Origin of the sequence: Cellulomonas sp. (genome assembly GCF_965229465.1) — a bacterium.
Taxonomy (GTDB): Bacteria; Actinomycetota; Actinomycetes; order Actinomycetales; family Cellulomonadaceae; genus Cellulomonas.
This window is the reverse complement of sequence record NZ_OZ245882.1, coordinates 114413-140192: the sequence shown is the minus strand read 5'-3', so window position 1 is coordinate 140192 and position 25780 is coordinate 114413. Positions and strand designations below refer to the sequence as shown.

Annotated in this window: 20 protein-coding genes; 13 read left to right on the top strand and 7 right to left on the bottom strand. The window is 73.9% G+C overall.

The window, feature by feature from the left end; genetic code table 11:
- Positions 1-9: 9 nt before the first annotated feature.
- Complete coding sequence (locus ACO06A_RS00640; protein ID WP_421734243.1) at positions 10-2694, top strand: phosphoenolpyruvate carboxylase; 2685 nt, start codon at positions 10-12, stop codon at positions 2692-2694.
- Positions 2695-2749: 55 nt separating this feature from the next.
- Here ACO06A_RS00640 and ACO06A_RS00635 read toward each other — a convergent pair whose 3' ends face one another.
- The 3 genes from ACO06A_RS00635 to ACO06A_RS00625 all read right to left on the bottom strand — a co-directional run bounded on the left by ACO06A_RS00635 (position 2750) and on the right by ACO06A_RS00625 (position 5681).
- Positions 2750-3496 (bottom strand): ferredoxin reductase, encoded by a 747-nt coding sequence (locus tag ACO06A_RS00635; RefSeq protein ID WP_421736113.1) that lies wholly within the window; start codon positions 3494-3496, stop codon positions 2750-2752.
- A 59-nt stretch (positions 3497-3555) separates the two neighbouring features.
- Positions 3556-4158, bottom strand: a complete 603-nt coding sequence (locus ACO06A_RS00630) for a sulfite oxidase-like oxidoreductase (protein WP_421734242.1) — start codon at positions 4156-4158, stop codon at positions 3556-3558.
- Positions 4159-4295: 137 nt separating this feature from the next.
- A complete protein-coding gene (locus tag ACO06A_RS00625) occupies positions 4296-5681 on the bottom strand; it encodes a DEAD/DEAH box helicase (protein ID WP_175346626.1) in 1386 nt (461 codons plus the stop codon).
- A gap of 212 nt (positions 5682-5893) precedes the next feature.
- Here ACO06A_RS00625 and ACO06A_RS00620 point away from each other — a divergent pair, with 212 nt between their 5' ends.
- The 3 genes from ACO06A_RS00620 to ACO06A_RS00610 are packed head-to-tail and all read left to right on the top strand — an operon-like array spanning position 5894 to position 9880.
- Complete coding sequence (locus ACO06A_RS00620; RefSeq protein WP_421734241.1) at positions 5894-6634, top strand: ABC transporter ATP-binding protein; 741 nt, start codon at positions 5894-5896, stop codon at positions 6632-6634.
- On the top strand, positions 6634-9180 hold the full coding sequence (locus ACO06A_RS00615; protein WP_421734240.1) for an ABC transporter permease: 2547 nt from the start codon (positions 6634-6636) through the stop codon (positions 9178-9180). The genes ACO06A_RS00620 and ACO06A_RS00615 overlap by 1 nt, the downstream gene beginning before the upstream one ends.
- Before the next feature lie 55 nt (positions 9181-9235).
- Entirely contained in the window at positions 9236-9880 is a 645-nt protein-coding gene (locus tag ACO06A_RS00610; RefSeq protein WP_421734239.1) for a hypothetical protein, read from the top strand.
- Here ACO06A_RS00610 and ACO06A_RS00605 read toward each other — a convergent pair.
- Positions 9877-10752: a CHAD domain-containing protein gene (locus ACO06A_RS00605; protein WP_421734238.1), complete on the bottom strand. Its 876-nt coding sequence runs from the start codon at positions 10750-10752 to the stop codon at positions 9877-9879. The genes ACO06A_RS00610 and ACO06A_RS00605 overlap by 4 nt on opposite strands.
- 155 nt (positions 10753-10907) lie before the next feature.
- Between ACO06A_RS00605 and ACO06A_RS00600 the strand changes: the two genes are divergently transcribed.
- Entirely contained in the window at positions 10908-12677 is a 1770-nt protein-coding gene (locus ACO06A_RS00600; RefSeq protein WP_421734237.1) for a hypothetical protein, read from the top strand.
- Here ACO06A_RS00600 and ACO06A_RS00595 read toward each other — a convergent pair.
- Positions 12664-12867 carry a hypothetical protein gene (locus tag ACO06A_RS00595; RefSeq protein WP_421734236.1) on the bottom strand — a complete coding sequence of 68 codons (204 nt, stop codon included), beginning with the start codon at positions 12865-12867 and terminating at the stop codon, positions 12664-12666. The two genes, ACO06A_RS00600 and ACO06A_RS00595, sit on opposite strands and share 14 nt — an antisense overlap.
- Before the next feature lie 58 nt (positions 12868-12925).
- Here ACO06A_RS00595 and ACO06A_RS00590 point away from each other — a divergent pair, with 58 nt between their 5' ends.
- Positions 12926-13363 (top strand): MarR family winged helix-turn-helix transcriptional regulator, encoded by a 438-nt coding sequence (locus ACO06A_RS00590; RefSeq protein WP_421734235.1) that lies wholly within the window; start codon positions 12926-12928, stop codon positions 13361-13363.
- Here ACO06A_RS00590 and ACO06A_RS00585 read toward each other — a convergent pair.
- Positions 13350-13718, bottom strand: coding sequence for a VOC family protein (locus ACO06A_RS00585; protein WP_421734234.1), 369 nt, complete (start codon positions 13716-13718; stop codon positions 13350-13352). The two genes, ACO06A_RS00590 and ACO06A_RS00585, sit on opposite strands and share 14 nt — an antisense overlap.
- Before the next feature lie 108 nt (positions 13719-13826).
- Here ACO06A_RS00585 and ACO06A_RS00580 point away from each other — a divergent pair, with 108 nt between their 5' ends.
- The 5 genes from ACO06A_RS00580 (at position 13827) to ACO06A_RS00560 (ending at position 19929) form a co-directional block, all read left to right on the top strand.
- The gene (locus ACO06A_RS00580; RefSeq protein ID WP_421734233.1) at positions 13827-14603 is read left to right on the top strand and encodes an LLM class F420-dependent oxidoreductase; all 777 of its coding nucleotides are present in this window, start codon (positions 13827-13829) and stop codon (positions 14601-14603) included.
- A gap of 28 nt (positions 14604-14631) precedes the next feature.
- Complete coding sequence (locus ACO06A_RS00575; protein ID WP_421734232.1) at positions 14632-16254, top strand: metallophosphoesterase family protein; 1623 nt, start codon at positions 14632-14634, stop codon at positions 16252-16254.
- Positions 16255-16325: 71 nt separating this feature from the next.
- Positions 16326-17897: a D-alanyl-D-alanine carboxypeptidase family protein gene (locus ACO06A_RS00570; RefSeq protein ID WP_421734231.1), complete on the top strand. Its 1572-nt coding sequence runs from the start codon at positions 16326-16328 to the stop codon at positions 17895-17897.
- 36 nt (positions 17898-17933) lie between these two features.
- A complete protein-coding gene (locus tag ACO06A_RS00565; RefSeq protein WP_421734230.1) occupies positions 17934-18611 on the top strand; it encodes a metal-dependent transcriptional regulator in 678 nt (225 codons plus the stop codon).
- Positions 18612-18696: 85 nt separating this feature from the next.
- Positions 18697-19929, top strand: coding sequence for an MFS transporter (locus ACO06A_RS00560; protein ID WP_421734229.1), 1233 nt, complete (start codon positions 18697-18699; stop codon positions 19927-19929).
- On the opposite strand, the gene ACO06A_RS00555 is transcribed toward ACO06A_RS00560, so the two are convergent.
- Positions 19867-21621 carry a helicase HerA-like domain-containing protein gene (locus ACO06A_RS00555; RefSeq protein ID WP_421734228.1) on the bottom strand — a complete coding sequence of 585 codons (1755 nt, stop codon included), beginning with the start codon at positions 21619-21621 and terminating at the stop codon, positions 19867-19869. The genes ACO06A_RS00560 and ACO06A_RS00555 overlap by 63 nt on opposite strands.
- Before the next feature lie 78 nt (positions 21622-21699).
- Here ACO06A_RS00555 and leuS point away from each other — a divergent pair, with 78 nt between their 5' ends.
- Both leuS and ACO06A_RS00545 read left to right on the top strand, forming a co-directional pair.
- Positions 21700-24588: a leucine--tRNA ligase gene (gene leuS, locus ACO06A_RS00550; protein ID WP_421734227.1), complete on the top strand. Its 2889-nt coding sequence runs from the start codon at positions 21700-21702 to the stop codon at positions 24586-24588.
- A 5-nt stretch (positions 24589-24593) separates the two neighbouring features.
- The gene (locus ACO06A_RS00545; protein WP_421734226.1) at positions 24594-25556 is read left to right on the top strand and encodes a DegV family protein; all 963 of its coding nucleotides are present in this window, start codon (positions 24594-24596) and stop codon (positions 25554-25556) included.
- The last annotated feature ends 224 nt before the right edge of the window (positions 25557-25780 follow it).

Below are 25780 nucleotides of genomic sequence, written 5' to 3'. Positions count from 1 at the left end.
TTTTGGCCCGTGACTGCACCTCTTCCCCCGAGCGACGCCGTCCTGAGCTCTGCCCAGAGCCCCGCGAGCCACGAGATCCCGGAGCCGCTGCGCAACGACGTCCGCGTGCTGGGCGAGTTCCTCGGGCGGGTGCTGCGCGAGGCGGGGGGAGAGGACCTGCTGGCCGACGTGGAGGCGCTGCGCGAGCTGGCGATCCGCGCCCACAACGGCCCTGACGCGGAGGCGCTGGCGCAGGCCGAGGAGCTCGTCGCCGGCTTCACCCTCTCGCGCGCCGAGCAGGTGGCGCGGGCGTTCACCTGCTACTTCCACCTGGCCAACACCGCGGAGGAGTACCACCGCGTCCGGGTTCTGCGCGAGCGCGAGGCCAGCCTCCTGCCGCACCACCTGGCGCCGGACGACTCGCTGCCGGCCGCGGTGGCGCAGCTGGCCGACGAGGTGGGCGAGGACGTCGCGCGGCAGCGGCTCGCGGAGCTCGAGTTCCGGCCCGTGTTCACCGCGCACCCGACCGAGGCGCGTCGGCGGGCGGTCTCCGGCGCCATCCGCCGGATCGCGGAGCTCGTGGCCGAGCGTGACCTGCGGTACGTCGGAGGGATGTCGCTCGCGGAGAACGACCGGCGCCTGCTCAGCGAGATCGACACGCTCTGGCGCACGGCCCCCCTGCGCGAGGCGAAGCCGTCCGTGCTGGACGAGGTCCGCACCGTGATCAATGTGTTCGAGGCGACCCTCGCGGACGTGCTGCCGGCCGTCTACCGGCGCCTCGACGACTGGCTGCTGGCCGACGCCGCGGGCACCACCGCGCCGGCCGTGCGACCGTTCGCGCGGCTGGGCACGTGGATCGGCGGCGACCGGGACGGCAACCCCAACGTCACGGCGCAGATCACCGAGGAGGCCGCGGCGATGGCCTCCGAGCACGCGCTGCTCGAGCTGGAGTCCTCGGCCCGCAAGTCCGCCCACGGCCTCACCCTCGACGGCTCGGGAACCCCCGCCTCGCACGAGCTCAGCGCACTGTGGCAGAAGCAGCGCGGCCTGTCCGCGACGCTGGCCGCGCGCATCGCGGGCGACGCCCCGAACGAGCCGCACCGTCGGGTCGTGTACTTCCTGGCGGAGCGCATCGCGGCGACCCGGACCCGGAACGCGGACCTCGCGTACGGTGCGGCGCCGGAGCTCGAGGCCGACCTGGCCGTGGTGCAGCGCTCGCTGGCCGAGGCCGGCGCCAACCGTGCGGCGTACGGCGACCTGCAGCGTCTGATCTGGCAGGTGCAGACGTTCGGGTTCCACCTGGCCGAGCTCGAGGTGCGGCAGCACTCGCAGGTGCACGAGGGTGCGCTGGCGGACCTGCGCGCGAACGGCATCGACGGCACCCTCGAGCCGCGCACGGTCGAGGTCATCGACACCTTCCGCGCCATCGGGGCCGTCCAGCGGCGCTACGGCGTGCTGGCCGCCCGGCGGTACATCATCTCCTTCACGCAGTCGGCCGAGCACCTCGCGGCCGTCTACGAGCTGGCGGAGATCGCCTTCGCGGGCATGGACGCGCCGATCATCGACGCGGTCCCTCTGTTCGAGACGTTCGCGGACCTCGAGGCCAGCGTCGACATCCTCGAGGGCGCGCTCCTGCTCCCGCAGGTGCAGCGCCGGCTCGCGGAGAACGGGCGCCGCGTCGAGGTCATGCTCGGCTACTCGGACTCGTCCAAGGACGTCGGCCCCGTCTCCGCCACGCTCACGCTGGACACCGCGCAGCGCCGGATCACGGAGTGGGCGCGACGCAACGAGATCGTGCTGACCCTGTTCCACGGCCGCGGCGGCGCGCTCGGGCGCGGGGGCGGCCCCGCCAACCGTGCGCTCCTGGCGCAGCCCCCGGGCTCGGTCGACGGCAGGTTCAAGCTCACCGAGCAGGGCGAGGTCATCTTCGCCCGCTACGGCGACCCGGTCATCGCCGCACGGCACATCGAGCAGGTCGCCGCGGCGACGCTGCTGGCCGGTGCGCCCTCGGTCGAGCGCCACAACGCCGCGGCCACCGAGCGGTTCGCGGCGCTGGCCGCGCAGCTCGACGAGACGTCGCGGGTCCGGTTCCACGAGCTGGTGAAGTCGCAGGGGTTCCCGCAGTGGTTCGCCGAGGTCACGCCGCTGGAGGAGGTCGGCATGCTGCCGATCGGCTCCCGCCCAGCACGCCGGGGCCTCTCGGTGGAGTCGCTCGACGACCTGCGCGCGATCCCGTGGGTGTTCTCCTGGTCGCAGGCCCGCATCAACCTGGCCGGCTGGTACGGGCTGGGCACCGCGCTCGACACGGTGGGTGACCTCGACGAGCTGCGCGCGGCCTACGCGCAGTGGCCGTTGTTCGCCACCATGATCGACAACGTCGAGATGTCGCTGGCCAAGACCGACCAGCGCATCGCGGAGCGGTACCTGGCCCTCGGCGACCGGGACGACCTGGCGCAGCAGGTGCTCGACGAGATGGCCCTCACGCGCCGGTGGGTGCTCGCCATCACGGACAGCGAGGCGATCCTGTCCCGCCGCCGGATCCTCGGCCGGGCCGTCCAGCTCCGCAGCCCCTATGTCGACGCGCTGTCCCTGCTCCAGCTCCGTGCACTGCGCGGTCTGCGCACGGGCGACGCGCCCGAGCAGGCCGACGACCTCCGCCGGCTCCTGCTGCTCACCGTCAACGGCGTCGCCGCGGGTCTGCAGAACACGGGCTGACCCGCACCGCCCGAGCACACGGAGGGACCCGACCGGTGTCGGGTCCCTCCGTCGTCTACGGGCCGGTGGGTCCGAACCGCTCCGTGCGGATGCGCTCCGGGTCGTGCCCGAGGTCGACCAGCGTGTCGGCCACGGTCTCGACGAACGGCGTCGGGCCGCACACGAACACGTGCGCGCGCTGGTCGGGCGGGAAGCACACCGACTCCAGCAGCCCGGGGTCGACCCGTCCCACGCGGCCGGTCCAGTCGTCGGGCCCGCGGCGCGTCCACACCGGGGTGATCTGCACGTCGGCGCCCAGCTGCTCCAGCTCGTCGGCGTAGATCGCGTCCTGCGGCGTGCGGACGGAGACGACCAGCCGGAACGGCGCCACGCTGCGGGCGAGCCGGCGCGTGCGCAGCATCGACATCAGCGGCACCAGCCCCGAGCCGCCGCCGATCAGCTGCACGGGGTGCGGGTCGGTGGGGTGCCAGACGAACCAGTGCCCGACGGGGCCGCGGAGCTCGATCTGGTCGCCCACCTGGAGGTCCTCGGTCAGGTACGGGGAGACCTCGCCGTCGTCGACCACCTGGACGGTGAGCGCGATGCGGGAGTCGTGACCGGCCGGGTCGGGCGGGACGCCGGGCAGTCCCATGGTCCCGGGGGAGGCCAGCGAGTAGGACCGCTGCGTCGAGTACCCGTCCTCGGCGGTCAGGCGGACGTCGACGTGCTGACCGGCGAGCGCGCCGCGCCAGCCGGGCACGTCGAGCTCCAGGGTCATCGCGGTCGGCGTCTCGGCGGTGCGGGAGAGCAGCGTGCCGACCATCCAGGGGAGGGCGTACAGCTCAGCGGCGGGGGAGTCGTCCCCCGCAAGGGCAGACACGCTCAGTCCCCCCAGTACCGCTGCTCCTTCCAGGGGTCCCCGTAGGCGTGGTACCCCAGCCGTTCCCAGAAGCCCCAGCTGTCCTCGGGCATCAGGTCGAGGCTGCGCACCCACTTCGCCGACTTCCAGAAGTACAGGTGGGGGATGAGCAGCCGCGCCGGACCGCCGTGCTCGGGGGGCAGCGGAGCGCCGTCGTACTGGTAGGCGATCCACGCCTTCCCGCCGCGCAGGTCCGCCAGCGGCACGTTCGTCGTGTAGCCGCCGTCGCAGTGCGCCAGCGCGTACTGCTCCTCGGGGGCGATCTCGACGCCGTCGAGCAGCGTGTCCAGGGAGATCCCGCGCCAGGCGGAGTCGAGCTTGGTCCACTTGGTGACGCAGTGGATGTCCTTGACGATGTCGTCGTGCGGCAGGTGCGTGAGCTCGGACCAGCTCCACGTCGCCCGCGTGGATCCGCCGCCGGTGATCGAGAACGTCCAGGTGGACAGGTCGGCGCGCGGCGTCGGTCCGGCCGACAGCACGGGGAACCCGCGCTCGAGGTACTGGCCCGGCGGGAGGCGGGGGTCGGACTCGCGCTTGCCGCGGAACCCGCGGGAGATGATCGCCATCAGACGGCCGTGCGGTTCGACATGGTCACTCCCGGGGTCGGAGACGCTCCGGGTCATCATGCGGCCCCGCCGGGCGGACGCGCCAGAGGCCGGTCCGCGATGCGGACCGGCCTCTGATCTGTGCGTTCGTACGGACGTCAGCCGCGCGAGTAGACCACGCGCGGGCCGCCGGAGGCCGATCCGGAGCCCCCGCTGGTGCCACGGCCGCTGCCACCGCGGCGGCGGCGCTGACCGGACGCGCCGGCCGGGGCCGCTGCTGCCGGGGCGCCCACGCGGCCACGGCCACGTCCACGGCCGCCGCCACCGCCGCCGCCGCCGGTGCTGGCGGTCACGGGGGGAGCGACGTACTTCACGGGCGCGGCGACCTCGCCGACGAGGCGCGTGAGCGTCGCGTCACCGGGGAAGACGGGCTTCGGCGTCGCCGTGATCTTGGCGGCACGGGTCAGCGCGCGGACGTCGCCGCGCTGCTCGGGCAGGACGATCGTGACGACGTCGCCGCCCGAGCCGGCCCGCGCGGTGCGGCCGGAGCGGTGCAGGTACGCCTTGTGCTCGGCCGGCGGGTCGACGTGCACGACGAGCTCGATGTCGTCCACGTGGATGCCGCGCGCGGCGATGTCCGTGGCGACGAGCACCCGGACGGCGCCGGAGGAGAACGCCTCGAGGTTGCGCTCGCGGGCGCCCTGGGCCAGGTTGCCGTGCAGGTCGACGGCGGGGATGCCGTCCATCGTCAGCTGCTTGGCCAGCTTCTTGGCCTGGTGCTTGGTGCGCATGAAGAGCAGGCGGCGACCGGTGCCGGAGGCGAGGTGGTGGACGACCTGCTTCTTGGCGTCGGCGTCGCGGACCTCGAACAGGTGGTGCGTCATCGCGGAGACGGGCGACTCGGCGCTGTCGACGGAGTGCTCGACGGGCGAGGTCAGGTAGCGCTTGACCAGCTGGTCGACGCCCTTGTCCAGGGTGGCCGAGAACAGCAGGCGCTGGCCCGCCTTCGGGGTCTTGTCCATGATCCGCTTGACGCCGGGCAGGAAGCCCAGGTCGGCCATGTGGTCGGCCTCGTCGAGCACGGTGATCTGCACGTCGTCGAGCGTGAGGGCCTTCTGGTTGAGCAGGTCCTCGAGACGGCCGGGGCACGCGACGACGATGTCGACGCCGCCGTTGAGCGCGGAGGTCTGCTTGCCCTGGGACACGCCACCGAAGATCACGGTCGTGTTCAGGCCGAGCACCTTGGCCAGCGGCGCGATGGTGGCGTCGATCTGCGTGGCGAGCTCGCGGGTCGGGGCCAGCACCAGGGCGCGAGGCCGACGGGCGGCCTTGCCCTTGCCCGCGGTGGCGGCGAGCCGCACGACGAGCGGGAGGGCGAACGCGAGCGTCTTGCCGGAGCCGGTGCGACCGCGGCCGAGCACGTCGCGGCCCGCCAGCGAGTCGGGCAGCGTGGCGGTCTGGATGGGGAAGGGGGCGGTGATGCCCTGTGCCGTCAGTGCTGCGGTGAGGGCAGCGGGCACGCCAAGATCGGTGAACGAAGTCATAGAGAGAGCCTCTCGGGGCTGGGTCGGGGTCCGCCGCCAGAGCAACCAGAGCGAGTGCTCCGGGGGACCTCCACGACGCGGGGCGCGCAGGTTCGCGCAGCCCTTGGTGTCCCCACCCTCTCACACGACATGTCCCGCGGGGGCTCGCGGTGTCGAGCATCACAAGGGACGATCGGACCCAACAGCCCCCGCACCAGGAGGAACGCACCCCGATGACCGAGTCTGTGATCGCCTCAGCGCACGACCTGGTCAAGGTCTACGGAGCCGGCTCGACGGCCGTGCGGGCGCTCGACGGGGTGGATGTGGACCTCGTCCGCGGGGAGCTGACGGCGATCATGGGGCCGTCCGGGTCGGGCAAGTCGACACTGATGCACTGCCTGGCGGGACTGGACCGGCCGACGTCGGGGACCGTGGTGGTCGACGGGCAGACCGTGAGCAGCATGTCCGAGCGGAGGCTCACCGCGCTGCGCCGGACGCGCGTCGGGTTCGTCTTCCAGGCGTACAACCTCGTGCCGACGCTCACGGCGCTGGAGAACATCACGCTGCCGCTGGACATCGCACGGAGGCCCGTCGACCAGGCCCACCTCGACCTCGTCGTCGAGACGCTGGGGCTCACCGACCGGCTCGGTCACAAGCCGGCCGAGCTGTCCGGCGGGCAGCAGCAGCGGGTCGCCTGCGCACGTGCGCTCGTCGCGCGGCCCGCCGTGGTGTTCGCGGACGAGCCCACCGGCAACCTCGACAGCTCGTCGGCGGCGGAGGTGCTCGGCTTCCTGCGCAGCAGCGTCGACGACCTCGGTCAGTCGGTCGTGATGGTCACGCACGACCCGACGTCCGCCGGGTACGCCCACCGGGTGCTCTTCCTCGCGGACGGCCGGCTCGTGGGCGAGCTGCGGGATCCGACGGCGGAGACCGTGCTGGCGGCTCTCACGGCCATCCGCGCGGGCGCCGTCTGATGGTCCGGGTCGCGCTGCGCGGGGTGCGGGCGCACCTCGTGCGGTTCTGCCTCTCGGTCCTCGCGGTCGCTCTCGGCGTGGCGTTCGTGGCCGGCACGTTCGCGCTGCGCACCATGCTCGGCTCCACGTTCACGGACATCGTGGCGACGACGACGCTCGGCGACGCCTACGTGCAGGGTGCGCAGCCTGCGGGGGGCACGGGCGGACCGGACCGGATCAGCCCGGACGTGCGCAACCCGGTGCCGCTGACCCTCGTCGACGAGCTCGAGGCGGTCGACGGCGTCGCCGCGGTGCTCCCGGACGTGCAGGGACCGCTCGTGCTGGTCGGCGCCGACGGCACGGCCGTGCAGAGCACTCAGGCACCGAGCTTCGGGTTCGCGTACGACCCGCGGGACCGGGCCGTGGACGTGGTCGCGGGGCGCGCGCCGGCAGGGTCCGACGAGATCGCGGTGGAGTCCGCCACGCTGCATGCGTCGGGCCTGGCGATCGGCGACTCGACGCGCGTGGTGGTGGGCGGCGAGGTCCGGCCCGTGACGGTGGTCGGGGAGGTGGGGCTCGGCTCCGCGCTGGCCGGCGCGACTGTGGTGTTCCTCGACGCGGCCACCGCGCAGGCCGCGTTCGCGCCGGACGGGACGGTCGCCACGATCTCGGTGCTGGCGGACGACGGCCTGACCGAGCAGGAGCTGGTGGACCGGATCGCGCCCGTGGCGGCGGCGTCGACGGTCCCGGCGGAGGCGGTCACGGGCGACGAGGTGCGCGAGCGCGCCACCGCCAACATCCTCACGGTCCTCGGGTTCATCACGACGTTCCTGCTGGTGTTCGCGGGGATCTCGTTGTTCGTCGGCGGCTTCATCATCGCCAACACGTTCTCCATGTGGGTGCGCCAGCGGACCCGCGAGCTCGCGCTGCTGCGTGCCGTGGGCGCGTCGCCGCTCCAGGTCTTCTCCTCGATCGTGCTCCAGGCCGCGATCGTGGGGGTGGTCGGCGCGGCGCTCGGTGTGGCCGGCGGGCTCGGGCTGGTCGTCGTGCTCCGTACCGTGCTCGGCCGGTTCGGGATGCAGCTGACCGGTCGGGTGCCGCTGGACGGGTTCACGCTGGTGGTCTCGGTGCTCGTCGGCACCCTGGTGAGCGTGCTGGCCGCCGCGGTGCCCGCCCGTCGCGCCGCGCTGGTGCCACCGGTCGAGGCGCTGCGCGACGAGGTCACGCTGCCGGAGCGCTCGCTGGTGCGCCGTGCGGCCGTGGGGGTCGCGCTGGTGGTGCTCGGTGTCGGCGCCGTGGTGCTCGCGCTCCTGCACCCCACCGCCGACCATGCCGGTGCCCTGCTCGGCTGCGGGGCCGGCGCTGTCGTGCTCGGGGTGCTGGCCGCCTCACCGGTGCTGGCCCGCGGGTTCCTGCGCGTGGCGTCCCTGCCCATCGCCGGGTGGCGGCCGGTCGGGCCGCTGGCGCGCGGCAACGTGACCCGGAACCCCCGCCGCACGGCCAACACGGCGGGCGCGCTCATGGTCGGGATGGCGCTCGTCGGCGCCGCGGCCGTGATCGCCGCGACCACCCAGGCGTCCACCAGCGCGATCGTCACGCAGGAGGCCACCACCGACTACATCCTGCGGGGTGCCGCCCAGGGCACGGTGCCGGAGCAGGCGGTGGCCGACGTGCGGGCGCTGCCCGGCGTCCGCGCGGCCGACACGTTCGCCACCGCGGGTGTCCTGGTGGGCGACTCCACGTTCGCCGTCACCGGCATCGACCCCACCGCCGTCGGGCGGAGCATCCGGACGGAGGTGGTGGACGGGGAGTTCCCCGGCGCGCTCACCGCGGGCGAGGTCGCCGTGCAGCGGACCACGATGGACGACGAGGACTGGTCGCTGGGACAGGAGCTCGCGCTGGTCGGCTCGTCCGGGACGAGGACGCTCACCATCGGTGCGGTCATCGACTCGCCGGCGTTCGGGGTGCCGTTCGTGGTGTCGCAGACGGTGCTGGACGAGCTGTTCTCCGTCGACGAGCAGCGCCTGACCACCGTGTTCGTCACGGCGTCCGACGGTGCCGACGTCGGCGCGCTGCGCGGGGAGCTCACGGCGGCCGTGCGCCCGTACGTGGTGGTGTCGGTGATGGACAGCGAGGAGTTCGTCTCCGACCTGGCCGCCCAGGTGGACCGCGTGCTCGTGATCCTCTACGCGCTGCTGGGCCTGTCGGTCGTCATCGCGGTGCTCGGCATCGTCAACACGCTCGCCCTGTCCGTCATCGAGCGGACCCGGGAGATCGGGCTGCTCCGCGCGGTGGGGCTGGGCCGGCTCCAGCTCGGCACGACGATCACGCTGGAGTCGGTCCTCACCGCGGTGTTCGGCACGGCGGTGGGGCTGGTGATGGGGGTCGCGCTCGCCGCCACGCTGCCCACCGTCTTCGCCGACGTCGGCCTGCGCACGCTCGCGATCCCGTGGGCGAGCATCGGGCTCATGCTCGCGCTCGCGGTCGTCGTCGGGGTGGTCGCCGCGCTGTGGCCGGCGGTCCGCGCGGCGCGGCTGCCCGTCCTCGACGCGGTCAGCACCGAATGACGAGGCATCGCACGATGTGCACAGCAATGATGACCTCGGCGGATACCCTCGCAGGGTGAGCGACACCGGGTACGGCGACTTCGAGTTCGAACGTCGCTTCTGGGCGCGCGACGTGCCCGCGGACCTGCTCGACGCCGCACCGGCCCTCATCGTGCAGAGCTACGTCCTGGCCGACGCCGGCTTCGCCATCCGCGTCCGGGTGCAGGCCACCGTGGACGGGCTGGCGCTCGAGCCGGGGCTCGACGAGCTCGCGATCCTCGAGCGGTACGCGGACCAGATGGACTTCTGCGCGATCACGGTCAAGGGCCCGATGAACGAGGGCACCCGCTACGAGGCCGAGCGCGAGCTCGACGTCTCCGTCGGCCTCGAGCTGGTGCGCCGCGGGGGTGCCCGGGTGGCCAAGACGCGGCACTCCGTCTGGCTGGGCGACGACGGCTGGGTGGTCGACACGTTCGCCGGCGGGAACGCGCCGCTGGTGGTCGCCGAGGTGGAGCGCGGCGGGCCGGTCACCGACCTGACCATCCCCGAGTTCTGCGTGACCGAGCTGACGTCGGACCCGAGGTTCTCCAACGACGCGCTCGCGGGTACCCCCTACGGCACCTGGTCGGCGGCGTACGAGGCCGAGCTGGCGCGTGTCGGCCCGCGGTTCCTGCAGAGCCTCGGCCACAACCACCGCCCGGACGAGCACCTCTCCGACTAGCGCGCCCAGCTGCGGTGCCCGCGGCTGACCGCCTTGCGCACCGGCGTCCTGGCGGCACGCTCCGCCACCGACGCAGCCACCTGCTCGAGCGCGTGCAGGCGTCCGTAGGTGAACGTGCTCTCGCCGTCGAGCTCCGCCTGGTGCGCGAGCCGGCGCAGTGTCTCCTGCCGCGTCACCGCGTCGTGCTGCGTCCCGAGCACCTCCTGCACCCGGTGCGCCCGCCTGGCGCTGCGCCGCGCGACGGCTCCGACCACCTGCACGGCGACCTCGCTGGCGTACCGAGCACGACGTGCCGCTTTCCGGACCTCGTGCAGGGCCTCGTCGCGGTCCTCGCCGGCCGGCATCGCCGCGGCCACCGCCACGGTGCGGTCGAACCGGGCCCAGGCGCGGCGGGCGCGCCGAGGAAGGACAGCGTCCGCTCCCTCGGCTGCACGGGGGCCGCTCGACAGGTCCCGGGCGAGCACCGCGGTGAGGGCCGCGAACCGCTCCGACGCCAGCCAGGCGTCGAGCCGGTCCTGCGCCTGGAGTCGAGCGGCGGAGCGGTCCTCGTCGATCCGCTGCTCCACCGGTCCGACGACGAGATCGGGGTCCTCCAGCGCGATCCTGCGCCGCAGCGCGTGGAGCTCGACGTGGGCGTCCCGGGCCGCGCCCAGCACGGTCCCGAGCTCGGCGAGCTCGTCGCGCAGCGGATCGGTGACGGTGCGGTCCAGGACCGGCCGGTAGACCGACAGGGCGGCGCGCAGCCGCCGGGTGGCCACCCGGGCGTCGTGGACGGCGTCGTCGTCTCCGGCGCGGACGGCCGGGAGGGCCGCGAGCAGGCGTTCCGCCTGGACCGCGACGTACGCCTGCACGACCTCGCCCGCGGACCCCATCGTCCGAGGTTGGCACGCCGACCGGCCGCCCGCGAGGACCGGCGGCTCGACGCGCACCGTGTCGGCTGCACTGTCGGCGCTCCTGCGCTCACCGAGAACCCCGGTCGGTGGGCACTCCTATGCTGTCGGTCGACCGTCGACCAGGAGGTAGAGCCGTGCCGCAGGGCCGACGACTCGTCGTGCTGCTCGTCGCCCTGCTGGCGCTGACGGGCTGCACGGACGACGGCGGGCCGGTCGGGCCGACCCCGACGGTGTCGCGCACCCCGACGCCAACACCGACCCCGACGCCGACTCCCACGGCGGTCGCCGCGGAGGCCGTCGCGCCGGCGGAGGTCGCGACGGTGCTCCCGGCCGCCACCGCCCAGGACGCCGCCCTCGAGACGTCGCGCGCGGTGTTCGTGACCGCGCCCGTGGTGGTCGTCGCGCCGGCCGAGGACGTGGCGGCGCAGCTGACCGCCGCGACGGTCGGGGTCGCGCTGGGTGCGCCCGTGCTGCTGACCACCGCCGCAGCGGACCCGGCGCCCGTGCTGGCGGAGCTCGCGCGCCTCGACGCCCAGGCTGTGCTGGCGGTCGGCGGGGTGGCGCTCACCCCCGCGCGGTCCGTGGCCGTGGTCCCCGTCGCACCGGGCTCGGACGGGGTGGCGTTGCGCGCGGCCACCGGGGCCAGGTTCGGTGCGCCGACCCCGGTCGCGCCCGGGCAGGAGGCCGCGGCGGTGCGTGCTCTCGCGGCACCCCGGCCGGCCGTGCTGACGGTGCTGGGCGCCCCCGCGCCGGCCCCCGCGGCGACGACGCCCGCGCCGACCCCGTCGACCACCTCGTCGTCCACGCCGTCGTCCACGCCGTCCCCGACCCCGGAGCTCCCGCCGACCCGGCCGACCCCGGCGGTCGCGGGGACCATCGCGCTCACCGGCGTGGGCGTCGACCCGGTCGCCGCGTTCGCGACCCTCCGGGCGGCCGGCATCCCGGTGCTCGACGCCCCTGCCGGTGACCCACGGGCCACGACGGCGAGCGTGCAGGCCATCGCGGCGGCTGCACCGGAGCACACGATCGCGCTCGGCGGCGCGTTCGGCCCGGCGGACCGGCTGGCGCGGCGCGTGGCGTCCGCGCGGACCGGCGCGCTGCTGGGCGGTGGAGGGCAGCTCGTGTTCCCGCAGGTCCCGGGCGTGCCCGGCAAGAAGTACGTGGCCCTCTACGGGACGCCCGGATCGGCGGCGCTCGGCGTGCTGGGGGAGCAGGACGTCCCGGCGACGGTGGCTCGCGCGGACGCCACCGCGGCGCCGTACCGGACGCTCACCGCGGACGTCGTCGTGCCGACGGTCGAGATCATCGCGACCATCGCGTCGGCGGGCCCCGGGGACGACGGCAACTACTCACAGGAGCGCCCGGTCGAGGAGCTGCGTCCCCTGGTCGAGGCCGCGGGGGCGGCGGGCATGGCGGTCGTCCTGGACCTCCAGCCCGGTCGCACCGACTTCCTCACGCAGGCGCAGCAGTACGCCGACCTGCTCGCGCTGCCGTACGTCGGGCTCGCCCTGGACCCGGAGTGGCGCCTGGCCCCCGACCAGGTGCACCTGCGCCAGATCGGCTCCGTCGGCATCGACGAGGTGAACGCGGTCGTCGCGTGGCTCGCGGACTTCACCGCGCAGCGCGCGCTGCCGCAGAAGATGCTCGTCCTGCACCAGTTCGCGGGCCGGATGATCGTCGACCGGGGCCGGCTCGACACCTCACGCGACGAGCTGGCCCTGGTCGTCCACGTCGACGGGCAGGGGTCGCAGCCGGCGAAGGCGGGCACGTGGAACGCGTTGCGCACCGACGCGCCACCGGTGCACTGGGGGTGGAAGAACTTCTACGACGAGGACACGCCGATGCTGGACCCGACGCAGACGTACCAGGTGCAACCGGTGCCGGACCTGGTCAGCTACCAGTAGCGGGGCGCTCCACCAGGAACGTGCGGCCGCTGGCATCGACCACGCGCTCGAACTCCGCCTGGAGCTCGCTGTCACGGGCCACCTCGTCCGGAGTCAGCTCCTTGCGCGGACCGCGGATGTTGCCCACCTGCGCGGGGCCGAGGTAGGTGAGCCACCACTCCGTCATGTCGCGACGGCGCTTCTTCGGCACGGACGTCTCCTCACTAGTTCGTGCCCTAACTATAAGCCCACGACCTATCATCGTCACCATGGATGATCCGCTCGCCGTCGAGGCCCAGGTCTGCCTCACCGTGTCGGCCGCCGCGCGCAGCCTCGTGGCCTTCTACCGGCCGCTGCTGGAGCCGCTCGGGCTGACGCATCCGCAGTACCTCGCCATGCTCGCGCTCTGGCAGTACGGGCGGCTCTCGCTCAAGGACCTGGCGGCACACCTGCACCTCGAGCCCGCCACGGCGTCCCCACTGGTCAAGCGGCTGGAGGGCATGGGCCTGGTCCGGCGCGAGCGCGCCACCGACGACGAACGTGCGCTGGAGATCGTCGTGACGGAGCGCGGTCGGGAGCTGCGGGCGTCCGCCGTCGGGATCCCGGCCGCGATGGTGGACGGCCTGGGCCTGACCGTCGAGCAGGTCGCGCAGATCCGCTCGGCGGCCGAGCTGCTCATCTCGGCGGCCGCGCCTACCCGCGCATGATCTGCTGCACGGCCCAGCGGTTGCCGTCCGGGTCCGCGAAGAACGTGAACCGTCCCCACGGGAACTCCACCACCGGCTCGGCGGCCACGCCACGGCCCACCAGGTACGCGTAGGCGGCGTCCGCGTCGTCGACCACCACCTGGAGCCCCTGCTGCGCGCCCGCCGGCATCGACGTCATGTTCACGTCGAGCACCACCGAGCAGGCCGAGCCCGGGGGAGTGAGCTGCACGAACCGCAGGGACTCGTCGACCGGGATGTCGTGGTCGGCGACGAACCCGACCTGGTCGACGTAGAACGCCTTCGCGCGGTCGATGTCGGTCACGGGAACGGAGACGAGCTCGAGCTTCATGTCCATCGGTCACTCCTTCGCTGGGGTCGTCCCTCCAGTCTGGTCGTCGAAGCGGTCAGATCCTGTCCTCTGCTCGAGCGGCCCGATCGCTGACCCGTCCGTAGGCTCGGCACCATGACGCACCCCATCCGCATCGGAGTCCAGCTCCAGCCCCAGCACGCCGACTACGCCCAGCTCCGCGACGCGGTGAGCCGCGCGGAGGACCTCGGCGTCGACATCCTCTTCAACTGGGACCACTTCTTCCCGCTGACGGGCGACCCGGACGGCAAGCACTACGAGTGCTGGACCATGCTCGGCGCGTGGGCGGAGCAGACCAGTCGCGTGCAGATCGGCGCCCTGGTGACGTGCAACTCCTACCGCAACCCCGAGCTGCTGGCGGACATGGCCCGCACGGTCGACCACATCAGCGGGGGCCGGCTCATCCTGGGCATCGGCGCGGGTTGGTTCGAGAAGGACTACGACCAGTTCGGCTACGAGTTCGGCACCGCGGGCTCGCGGATCGCTGACCTGGCGCAGGCGCTGCCGCGGATCAAGGCGCGCTGGGCGGCGTCCAACCCGACGCCGACCCGGGAGATCCCGGTGCTGATCGGCGGCGGCGGCGAGCGCAAGACCCTGCGGGTCGTCGCCGAGCACGCCGACGTCTGGCACTCCTTCGGGGACGTCGACACCCTGAGCCGCAAGAGCGCGATCCTCGACGAGCACGGCGCCGAGGTCGGCCGGGACACGGCCGCGCTGGTCGAGCGCTCGGTCGGCGTCGGTGCGTCGCCGAGCAAGGTCGCGGACGCGCTCGTCGCCGCCGGCGCGACGCTGTTCACGGTCGGCACCAGCGGCCCGGAGTACGACCTGTCGCTGGCCGCCGAGTGGGTGGCCTGGCGCGACGCGCAGGGCTGAGGCGGCGGGCGCCCTAGGCTCGGGGGCGATGAGCCACCCGAGCAGCCCGGAGCCGGGCGTCGCGCGTCGATGGTGGCCGCGCGCCCTCCTGGTCCTCGGTGCCGTGCTGGTCGCGCTCACGTTCGGGATCACCACGGCCTCGGTCGAGAGCAGCCTCGGTCCGCACGAGGCGCGCTACGACGTGACCACGGACGACACCGTGACCGTCGACCTCGGACCGCTCGGGACGCTCCAGATCGACTCGCCGCTGCCGTTGACTCTCGGCGTGCGCGTCGTCGTGCAGGAGATCCCGGCGTCGGTCACCGAGCTCGACCAGTCCCGGACCCTCGCCGCGCTGAGCGGGGACCTCCAGAGCTACCTCCAGTTCTTCTCCGGCCCGCAGGCGACCGTGCAGGACGTCGCCCGTGCGCTGGCCGTGGAGGCGCTGGAGCGGGCCGGCCTGGCCCTCGGGGTCCTGGTCGGCGGGTGGTTCCTGGCGCGGTTCCTGCTCGGGGGCGCGCGGCGCGCCGAGCTCTACGAGCACCTGCGTCCGCACCTGCGGTCGGCGGTGGTCGGGGTGACGGTGGTGGCGCTGACTGCCACCGTCCTGACGTCCAGCCTGGGGCGCAGGGACCGCCCGTCGGTGTCGCAGCCGGCGTCGGCGGTCTTCGACGGGACGCCGCTCGAGGGTGCGCGCGTGACCGGGCGGCTCGGCGGCGTGATCGACACCTACGGCGGGCAGGTGGTGGCCGAGCTGCGCAAGAACGAGAAGTTCTACGCGGAGGCGAACGCCTCGCTCGAGTCCGCCTGGGACGACCGCGAGGACTCGTCGCCGACGAGCGACCCGACGCCGAGCGGCAGCCCGAGCGGACCGGACGAGGCGAGCCTGCTGACCGTCGTCGTGGTCTCCGACCTGCACTGCAACGTCGGCATGGCGCCGCTCATCCGGACTCTCGTCGAGCGCTCGGGGGCCGACCTCGTCCTCGATGCCGGCGACACGACGATCAACGGGACCTCGGTCGAGCAGTACTGCGTCACCACGTTCGCCCGAGCGGTGCCGGCGGGCGTGGAGCTGGTCACGTCCCCGGGCAACCACGACTCGCGGGAGACCTCGAGGAACTACGCGAGGGCCGGCGCCACGGTGCTGGACGGCGCGGTCGTCGAGGTGGACGGCCTGCGCATCCTGGGCGACAGCGACGCGAACGAGACGCGCGTCGGAGCCGGCGGGACCGCGCAGGCCGGGAAGGAGTCGTCGGCGGACGCGGCCGACCGGCTGGCCGACGTCGCGTGCGACGACCCCGACGGCGTCGACCTGCTGCTGATCCACACCCCGGCCGTCGGCCAGGCGGCGCTGGACAACGGCTGCGTCCCGGCGCAGATCTCGGGCCACCTGCACCGCCGCTACGGGCCCGAGCGGGTGGCTCGCGGGGTGCGCTACGTGAGCTCGAGCACCGCGGGCGCAACGCTGGGTCAGCCCACCGTGGGTCCGCTCAACGGGGTCGCGGAGCTGACCGTGCTGCGCTGGAACCCGGTCACGCGCCGGTTCCTCGACTACCAGCTGGTGCAGGTCCGGCCCGACACCACGGTCACCGTCACCTCGCGCCTGCGGTGGCCGGTCACCCCTGCGGTGCCCACCGAGCCGGGCAACCGCGCCACTCCTTCACCCGTGTGATCTGGGTCACGCTGCCCTAGTGTGGAAGTGCGCGCGAGCCGGAGCGTCGGACGTGCGCGGGGGAGGGGCGGATGGTCCGGGCTGCGTCGTCGGTCGGGGGAGTGCGGGGTGCGCGGTCGCACCCCGTCGTTCGTGCCGCCCTCACCGTCGTGTGCGTCCTCGCCGGCACCCTCGCGCTCGCGCCGGGCGCGTCCGCGGCTCCCGGCGAGGCCGAGCTGCGTCCGGGGGAGGTGCTCGCACCGGGCGAGGGCCTGGTGTCGGCGGACGGCTCGCAGACGCTGGTGGTCCAGCCCGACGGGGTGCTCGCCCTGTACGGCGCCGACCCCGATCCGCGCTGGGTCTCCGGTCCGGCGAGCCCCGGGTCCCTGCTCAGCGTGGGTGAGAACGGTGACGTCACCCTGACCGCTCCGGACGGCACGGTGACCTGGCGACCGGACGCACCGGCGAGCGCGGGGTCGACCCTGGTGCTCCAGGACGACGGCGACCTCGTGGTGCTCGACGCGCAGGGTGCCCAGGTGTGGGACACCGGCACCGGCGTGCGCCCGTCGATCCTCCCGTCGGGGGGCGCGCTGGCGGCGGGGGACGCGCTGTCCTCCCCGGACGGTCGGCAGACCCTCCTCGTGCTCGACGACGGCTCGGTGGCGCTGCTCGGCCCGGACGCGACGACGCGCTGGTCCACGCAGACCACCGCTCCCGGCTCCACGCTCACCTTGGGCGAGGACGGCAACCTGGTCGTCACCGACGCCGACGGCAACCGGACCTGGCGCAGCCGCACCGCGGGCCACCCCGGGTCGTCGCTGGTGCTCCAGGACGACGGTGACCTGGTCCTGTACGACGCCGCGGGCGCTCCCGTGTGGAGCACCGGCACGGTGATCGGGCCGTCGTCACTGGCTGCCGGGGCGCCGCTGGCGGTCGGCCAGCAGCTGAGCTCCCCGGACGGCCACCTGCGGCTCGGGCTCGCGGCCGACGGCCTCGCCCTGACGTTCGACCAGACAGTGGTGTGGACCGCCCCCGTGCCCGGGGCTGCGGCGCTCGCGGTCCTCGAGGACGGCACCGTGTCGGTGTCGGGGGCCGACGGTGCGGCGCTGTGGACCACCGGCGCGCCCGCCAGCCCCGGGGCGACGCTCCAGCTCGAGGAGGGCGCCCTGCTGCTGCGCGCGACGACCGGCCAGGAGCTGTGGCGCGTCGACGTCCCGGTGGAGCTGATGGCGCGGACCGAGGTGGCCACCGACTGTGACGAGGTCACCGCGCCGGTCCCCGAGTCCGACACCGTGGTCACCGGGCTCGGCGTGCGCGTCCACCCGTGCCTCGCCGATGCGCTGGACGCCCTGATGTCGGCGGCGCGCGACGCCGGCATCGACCTGCACGCCGGAGGGTGGCGCAGCGCGAGCCAGCAGATCGCGCTGCGCGCCGCGAACTGCAGCCCGACCGAGGCGGACCCGACGGTCGTCATCTGCCGGCCGCAGACGGCTCCGCCGGGGACGTCGCGCCACGAGCGAGGCCTGGCCCTCGACTTCACGACCGGAGGGTCCGTGCTCCGGGCCGGCTCACCGGCGTTCGTCTGGCTCACCGAGCACGCCGCGGACTACGGCCTGCAGAACCTGCCGAGCGAGCCCTGGCACTGGTCCGTCGACGGCTGGTGAACCCGGAGGACGCAGGGGGCGCCCTACCCTGATCCCGTGAGCACGCCGACCACCCCCGAGCTGAGCGCCGTCACGCAGGACTACCTCAAGGTCGTGTGGTCGGCCCGCGAGTGGTCGAGCCAGCCGGTCACCACCAAGATGCTGGCCAGGCGTCTCGGCGTCGGGGCGTCCACGGTGTCGGAGACCGTCCGGCGGCTCGCGGACAGCGGGTTGCTCACGCACCAGCCGTACGGGGCCGTCGAGCTCACCGCGGACGGCGAGCGGCACGCGCTCGCGGTCGTGCGCCGCCACCGCCTCATCGAGACGTTCCTGGTGGAGCTGCTCGGCTACGGCTGGGACGAGGTGCACGACGAGGCCGAGGTGCTCGAGCACGCGGTCTCGGACCTGTTCGTCGAGCGCATCGCCGCCCAGCTCGGCCACCCGAGCCGCGACCCGCACGGCGACCCCATCCCGGGTGCGGACGGGTCCCTCGAGATCCCGGCGGCCAGCGTGCTGTGGGACGTGGAGCCGGGGGAGTGGGCGGTCGCGCGCATCTCCGACGCCGACCCGGGGCTCCTGCGCTACCTGGAGTCGGTCGGGCTCGTGCTCGACGCGCCGCTCGTCGTGGTGGAGCGCCGGACGGTCGCCGGCGTGATCTCGGTGCGGGTGGGTGCGCGCACCGTCGACCTCGGCGAGGTGGCCGCCCGCGCGATCTGGCTGGTCCCCTCCGCCTGACACCCCGTACGCTGGCGGCATCCACCGGAGCTGACGACGACGCACTCCGCCTCGAGATCGAATCGATTCGTCCGGAGGCTCGTCGTTGGTCACCCTCACGCCCGCGCGCTCACGCGCCGCGCTGTTCGCCCTCGCGCTCGGCGGGTTCGGCATCGGCACCACCGAGTTCGCCACGATGGGCCTGCTTCCGGAGATCGCCGACGACCTCGCGGTCTCCATCCCCACGGCCGGGCACGCGATCACCGCGTACGCCCTCGGTGTCGTCGCCGGTGCCCCGACGCTCGCGGCCCTCGGCGCCCGCCTGGACCGTCGCCGCCTCCTGCTCCTGCTCATGGTCGCGTTCACCGTCGGCAACGTGCTGTCCGCGTTCGCGCCGACCCAGGGCTGGCTGGTGCTCGCGCGGTTCCTCGCCGGACTGCCCCACGGGGCGTTCTTCGGCGTCGGCGCGGTCATGGGGACGGCCGTGGTCGGCCCGGAGAAGCGGGGCCGGGCGGTCGCCGCCATGATGGCGGGCCTGACGGTCGCGTGCGCGGTGGGCGTCCCGCTGACCGCGATCATCGGACAGGCCGTCGGCTGGCGCTGGGCGTTCGTCGGGGTCGGCGTCCTCGGGCTGGTCACGCTCGCTGCGCTGCACGCCTGGACGCCGTCGCTGCCGTCGCCGGCCGGCACCACGGTCCGCACCGAGCTCGCCGCCCTGCGCAACCGCCGGCTGTGGATCGCCTTCGGCGCCGGCGCGATCGGGTTCGGCGGGATGTTCGCGGTCTACTCCTACGTCAAGCCGTTGCTCACCGAGGTGACGGGGCTGGACATCTCGCTGGTTCCGCTGGTGCTCGCCCTGTACGGGATCGGCATGACGATCGGCACGCTGCTGGGCGGACGGCTGGCCGACCGGTCGGTGCTCGGGACCGTCATCGGGGGCATGGTCGCGACGATCGTGGTACTCGTCGCCATCGCGCTCGTCGGGGCGTCCCCGGTGCCCGCGGTCCTGGCGCTCGTCCTGCTGGGCGTGACGTCCCAGGTGCTCGGGCTGTCGCTCCAGACGCGCCTGATGGACGTCTCGCCGGCGGCACCGTCCCTGGGCGCCGCGCTGTGCCACTCCGCCCTGAACCTGGGCAACGCGGCCGGTGCGTTCGCGGGCGGCCTGGTCATCGCCGGCGGCTTCGGGTACCTGGCGCCGGCGTGGGTCGGGGCGGGGCTGACCGCCCTCGGCCTCGGCGTCGTGCTGGCGTTCGGGCGGGGACCCGTTCCGACGCTCTCAGCGCCGCCGGGTGCCGAAGATCGAGCGCGTGATCTCACGCCCCAGCTGAGTACCCGCTGACCGCAGCAGGCTGTCCAGCGGGCTGGTCCGGCTGGCCGACCGCCGCGGGGCCGCCCTGCGCGCCTCGCGGGCGGCCTCGTCGGCCCGGTCCTGCGCCTCTTCGGCCTCCTGCGCGCGGCGGGCGGCCTCCTGCGCCTTCTGGGCCCGGACCGCGAGCAGCTCGTACGCCGACTCGCGGTCCACGGCCACCGCGTACCGGCCGGACAGGGGGGACGCGGACACGGCGGCCGCCATGGTCGCGGCCGGCATCGGCTCCATCGACGACTGGGGCGCCCGCAGCCGCGTCCACGCGACCGGGGTCGGCGTCCCGCGCTCGGACTGCACGGTGACGACCGCCTCGCCGGTGCCCAGCGACTGGAGCAGCTGCTCCAGGTCGTAGGGGGACGTGGGGAAGGTTCGGGCCGCGGACCGCAGGGCCTTGGCATCGTCCGGGGTGAACGCGCGCAGGGCGTGCTGCACGCGGTTGCCCAGCTGACCCAGCACGTCCGCCGGCACGTCCTTCGGGCTCTGGGTGACGAAGAAGACCCCGACGCCCTTGGAGCGGATCAACCGGACCGTCTGCGTGACCTGGGTGAGGAAGTCCGAGGACGCGCCCGTGAACAGCAGGTGCGCCTCGTCGAAGAAGAACACCAGCTTCGGCTTGTCGGGGTCGCCCACCTCGGGGAGCTCCTGGAACAGCTCGGCCAGCAGCCACATGAGGAACGTCGAGAACAGGGCCGGCCGGTCCTGCACGCCGGGCAGCTCGAGCGCACTGACGACGCCCCGACCGTCAGGGGTGGTCTTCAGCAGCTCCGACACGTCGAACGCCGGCTCGCCGAAGAAGGCGTCGGCACCCTGCCCCTGGAGCGACACGATCTCGCGCAGGATGACCCCCGCGGTGGCCGCCGACAGGCCGCCGATGCCCTTGAGCAGCGGCTTGCCCTCGTCGCTGACCAGGTACGCGATGGTGGCCTGGAGGTCCTTGAGGTCCAGGAGCGCGAGCCCCTGCGTGTCGGCCCAGTGCATGATCAGGCCCAGGCTCGACTCCTGCGTCGCGTTCAGGCCGAGCACCTTGGACAGCAGCAGTGGGCCGAAGTCCGTGACGGTGGTCCGCACCGGCGAACCGGTCCCGATCCCGCCCAGGCTGAGGAACTCTACCGGCGACGCGGTGGCCACCCAGTCCTGCCCGAGGCTGGAGGTGCGCGCCAGGAGCTTCTCGCTCGAGGTGCCCGGCACGGCCAGCCCGGACAGGTCCCCCTTGATGTCCGAGACGAACACCGGGACGCCGGCCGCGGAGAGCCCTTCGGTGAGCACCTGGAGCGTCTTGGTCTTGCCCGTGCCGGTCGCACCGGCCACGAGGCCGTGCCGGTTCATCATCCCGAGCGGGATCCCGACCGGCACGGACGGGAGGGCCACGTCCCCTTCCACGAGAGCGCCGAGGGGGAGCATCGGGCCGGCGAAGGTGTAGCCCGCAGCGATCTGGGCGGCATGCTCCGACAGCGCCGACCCTGGTGCTGCAGTCGGGGGAGCGGGGGGAGGCGCAGCCACGTTCGGCTGTCCCGACGCGGCCGCCTCCGCCGCAGCGAGCGCGGCAGCCGCGGCCTGGGACCTCGCCTCGGCAGCCTCGGCGGCGGCCTGGGCGGCGGCGGCTCGCAGGGCAGCCAGGTCGGCCGTGGACGTGGCGGGGGCTGGCTGCTGGGCGCTGTCCGACATGACCGGAGCATACGACCGCGCCTCCGCGCCCACACGACCGCGTACGGCGTCATCGCGGGCGGTCGGTAAACTCGCCGGGTGACCTCGCAGGACGCCCCCGCACCCACCTCCACCGACGACGTCCCGTTCCGCTACACGGCTGACCTCGCGCGCGAGATCGAGCTGCGCTGGCAGGACGAGTGGGCGGACCGCGGCACGTTCTTCGCCGCGAACCCCACGGGGGACCTCACCGACGGCGACGGCCGGAACGCGGACCCCGCGCAGCCGGCGTTCTTCGTGATGGACATGTTCCCGTACCCCTCGGGCGCGGGCCTGCACGTGGGGCACCCGCTCGGGTACATCGCCACCGACGTGGTCGGCCGGTTCCGCCGCATGCAGGGCGACAACGTCCTGCACGCGCTGGGGTTCGACGCCTTCGGCCTGCCCGCCGAGCAGTACGCCGTGCAGACGGGCCAGCACCCGCGCGTGACCACCGAGGCGAACATCGAGGTCATGCAGCGGCAGCTGCGACGCCTGGGCGTGGCGCACGACCCGCGGCGGTCGTTCGCGACCATCGACCCGGCCTACGTGCGCTGGACGCAGTGGATCTTCCTGCAGATCTTCGACTCCTGGTACGACGAGACCGCGCCACGGCCCGACGGCGGCGTCGGTCGGGCGCGCCCGATCGCGGAGCTCGTCGCCGAGTACGACGCGGGGAAGCGCGGCGACGAGTGGGCCGGCCTGGACGAGGTCGCGCGCCGGCGCGTGCTGGACACGCACCGGCTGGCCTACGTCTCCGAGACGCCCGTCAACTGGTGCCCGGGCCTGGGCACGGTGCTGGCCAACGAGGAGGTGACCGCCGACGGCCGGTCCGAGCGCGGCAACTTCCCGGTGTTCCAGCGCAGCCTGCGGCAGTGGAACATGCGGATCACGTCCTACGCGGACCGGCTGATCGACGACCTGGAGCACATCGAGTGGCCGGACAAGGTCAAGGCGATGCAGCGCAACTGGATCGGGAGGTCGTCCGGCGCGCGGGTGCGGTTCGCCGTGCAGGGCGGCGACCAGGTCGAGGTGTTCACCACCCGGCCGGACACCCTGTTCGGCGCCACCTTCGTGGTCGTGTCTCCTGAGCACCCGCTGCTCGACCAGGTGCCCGCGGCGTGGCCCGACGGCACGAAGGACGTCTGGACCGGCGGGCACCGCACCCCGGTGGACGCGGTGGCGTCCTACCGGGCCGAGGCCGCGTCCAAGACCGCGGTCGAGCGGCAGGCCGACGCCGGTCGCAAGACGGGCGTGTTCACCGGTCACCTGGCCGCCAACCCGGTCAACGGCGAGCTGCTGCCCGTGTTCACCGCGGACTACGTGCTGATGGGGTACGGCACCGGCGCGATCATGGCCGTCCCCGGCGGCGACGCCCGCGACTTCGCGTTCGCGGAGGCGTTCGCCCTGCCCGTCGTCTACACGATCGACGCGCCGGAGGGCACCGAGCCCGGTGCCCGCACCGGCGACGGCCTGGCGATCAACTCCTCCAACGCCGAGATCAGCCTGGACGGGCTGTCGGTGGCCGACGCCAAGGCGCGGATCACCGACTGGCTGACCGCGAAGGGTGTCGGCGAGGGCACCATCACCTACCGCCTGCGCGACTGGCTGTTCAGCCGCCAGCGCTACTGGGGCGAGCCGTTCCCGATCGTCTACGACGAGCACGACCTGCCGCTGGCAGTCCCGCAGTCGGCCCTGCCCGTGAACCTGCCCGAGGTGCCCGACTACTCGCCGCGCACGTTCGATCCGGACGACGCCCACTCCACCCCGGAACCGCCGCTGGGCCGCAACCAGGACTGGGTGAACGTCACGCTGGACCTCGGCGACGGCCTGAAGCAGTACCGCCGGGACACCAACACCATGCCCAACTGGGCCGGCTCCTGCTGGTACTACCTGCGCTACCTGGACCCCACCAACGACACGCGGCTGGTGGACCCCACGCTCGAGCAGTACTGGATGGGACCGGGCCACGGGGAGCAGAAGCCCGACTCCATCGGCGGCGTCGACCTGTACGTCGGCGGCGTCGAGCACGCGGTCCTGCACCTGCTCTACGCGCGGTTCTGGCACAAGGTGCTGCACGACCTGGGGCACGTTGCCAGCGGCGAGCCGTTCCACAAGCTGTTCAACCAGGGCTACATCCAGGCCTACGCCTACACCGACGCGCGGGACGTGCACGTGCCCGCCGACGAGGTCATCGAGGACGCCGCGTCGGAGACCGGGTTCAGCTGGCAGGGCGAACCGGTGAACCGTGAGTACGGGAAGATGGGCAAGTCGCTGAAGAACATGGTGACGCCCGACGACATGTACGCCGAGTACGGCGCCGACACCTTGCGCGTGTACGAGATGTCGATGGGCCCGCTGGACCTCTCGCGTCCGTGGGAGACCCGTGCGGTCGTCGGGTCGCAGCGGTTCCTCCAGCGGCTGTGGCGCAACGTCGTCGACGAGGGCACCGGTGCCACCGTCGTGTCCGACGAGGCGCCCTCCGAGGAGACGCTGCGGGTGCTGCACCGCGCGATCGCGGACGTCACCGCGGACATGGCTGCCATGCGGGTGAACACGGCCATCTCGCGCCTGATCGTCCTCAACAACCACCTGACGACGCTGCCGACGACGCCTCGCGCGGCGATCGAGCCGCTCGTGCTCATGACCGCTCCGGTGGCGCCGCACCTGGCCGAAGAGCTGTGGTCGAGGCTGGGCCACGAGCGCTCCCTCGCCTACGAGCCGTTCCCCGTGGCGGACCCGGCCCAGCTGGTCGAGGACTCCGTGACGTGCATCTTCCAGGTGCAGGGCAAGGTGCGCGGGCGTGCCGAGGTGGCGCCCGACGCGTCCGAGGCCGACCTGCGCGCCCTGGCGCTCGCCGACGTCGGCGTGCAGCGCGCGCTCGACGGGCGTGACATCCGCACCGTGATCATCCGGGCGCCGAAGCTCGTCAACATCGTCCCGGCCTGAGCCGCATGCCCGGTCGTCGCCCGCCCGAGCAGCCGTCGGTCGCGATCGTCACCGACTCCACGGCCTCGCTCCCGGAGGGCGCGGCCGAGCGGTGGGGCATCGGGGTCGTCCCGCTGGATGTCGTCGTCGACGGCGAGCGGCACATCGAGGGCGTCGACCTGACCCCGGGCGCCCTGCTCGCCGCGCTGACCCGGGGCGCCAAGGTGTCGACCTCCCAGCCGTCGCCCGCAGCCTTCGCCGCGGCCTACGACCGGGCCGCTGCGTCCGGCGCCCGCGAGATCGTGTCGATCCACCTGTCGGGCGAGCTGTCGGGCACGGTGCGGGCGGCCAGCCTCGCCGCGGAGGCCGCACCGGTGACCGTGCACGTGGTCGACTCCGGCGCGGTGGCGATGGCGCTGGGCTTCGCGGTGCTCGACGCGGCGCGCTTCTCCCTCGGCCCACCGGAACCGCCCGCTCCCGCACCGGGGTCGGGTCCGTTCGCTGGCGCCCGTGCCCGGTGGCACGCCCGCGGTCGCGTCGGACCGTCCTTGCCGTCCGGGAGCCGTGTCGCCGAGCACGCCGTCTCGGTCGCGGCCTCGACACGGGTCTGGTTCCTGGTGGACTCGCTGGAGCACCTGCGCAGGGGAGGCCGGCTGAGCATGCCGGCGACGGCGTTCGGCATCGTCCTCGGCCTGCGCCCGATCCTGTCGCTGCACGACGGCGCGATCGAGGTGCTGGAGAAGGTGCGGACGCGACGCTCCGCCCGGGACCGGCTCGTCGCGCTGGCCGTGGCCGACATCGCGCGGCGCCCGCACGCCCGGGTGGCGGTGCACCACCTGGGGCAGGCCGAGATCGCTGCGACGCTGGCCGACGAGCTCAGTGCCATGAGCGGCGGCCGGGTCGAGGAGACGGTGGTCTGCGAGTCCGGTGCCGTGCTCGCCGCGCACGTCGGGCCGGGCCTGCTGGCGATCGTCGTCGCCGACGCCTGAGCTCCCGCCCGGGCGTCGGCGACCCGCCCACAGCCCGTCTGGCAGGCCCCACGGGCACAGCCGTCACGGGACACGGGTGTGCCGGACCGGGGCGACCGTACGTTCGGCGCGTGCCACGCCGTGACCGCGACCTCGCCCTGACCACCCGGCGTCGGCTGTCCGTACTCACGACGCACCGCGCGTCACCGGTCGCGCCACGACCGCCGCCGTCCGCCGCGGCCGTC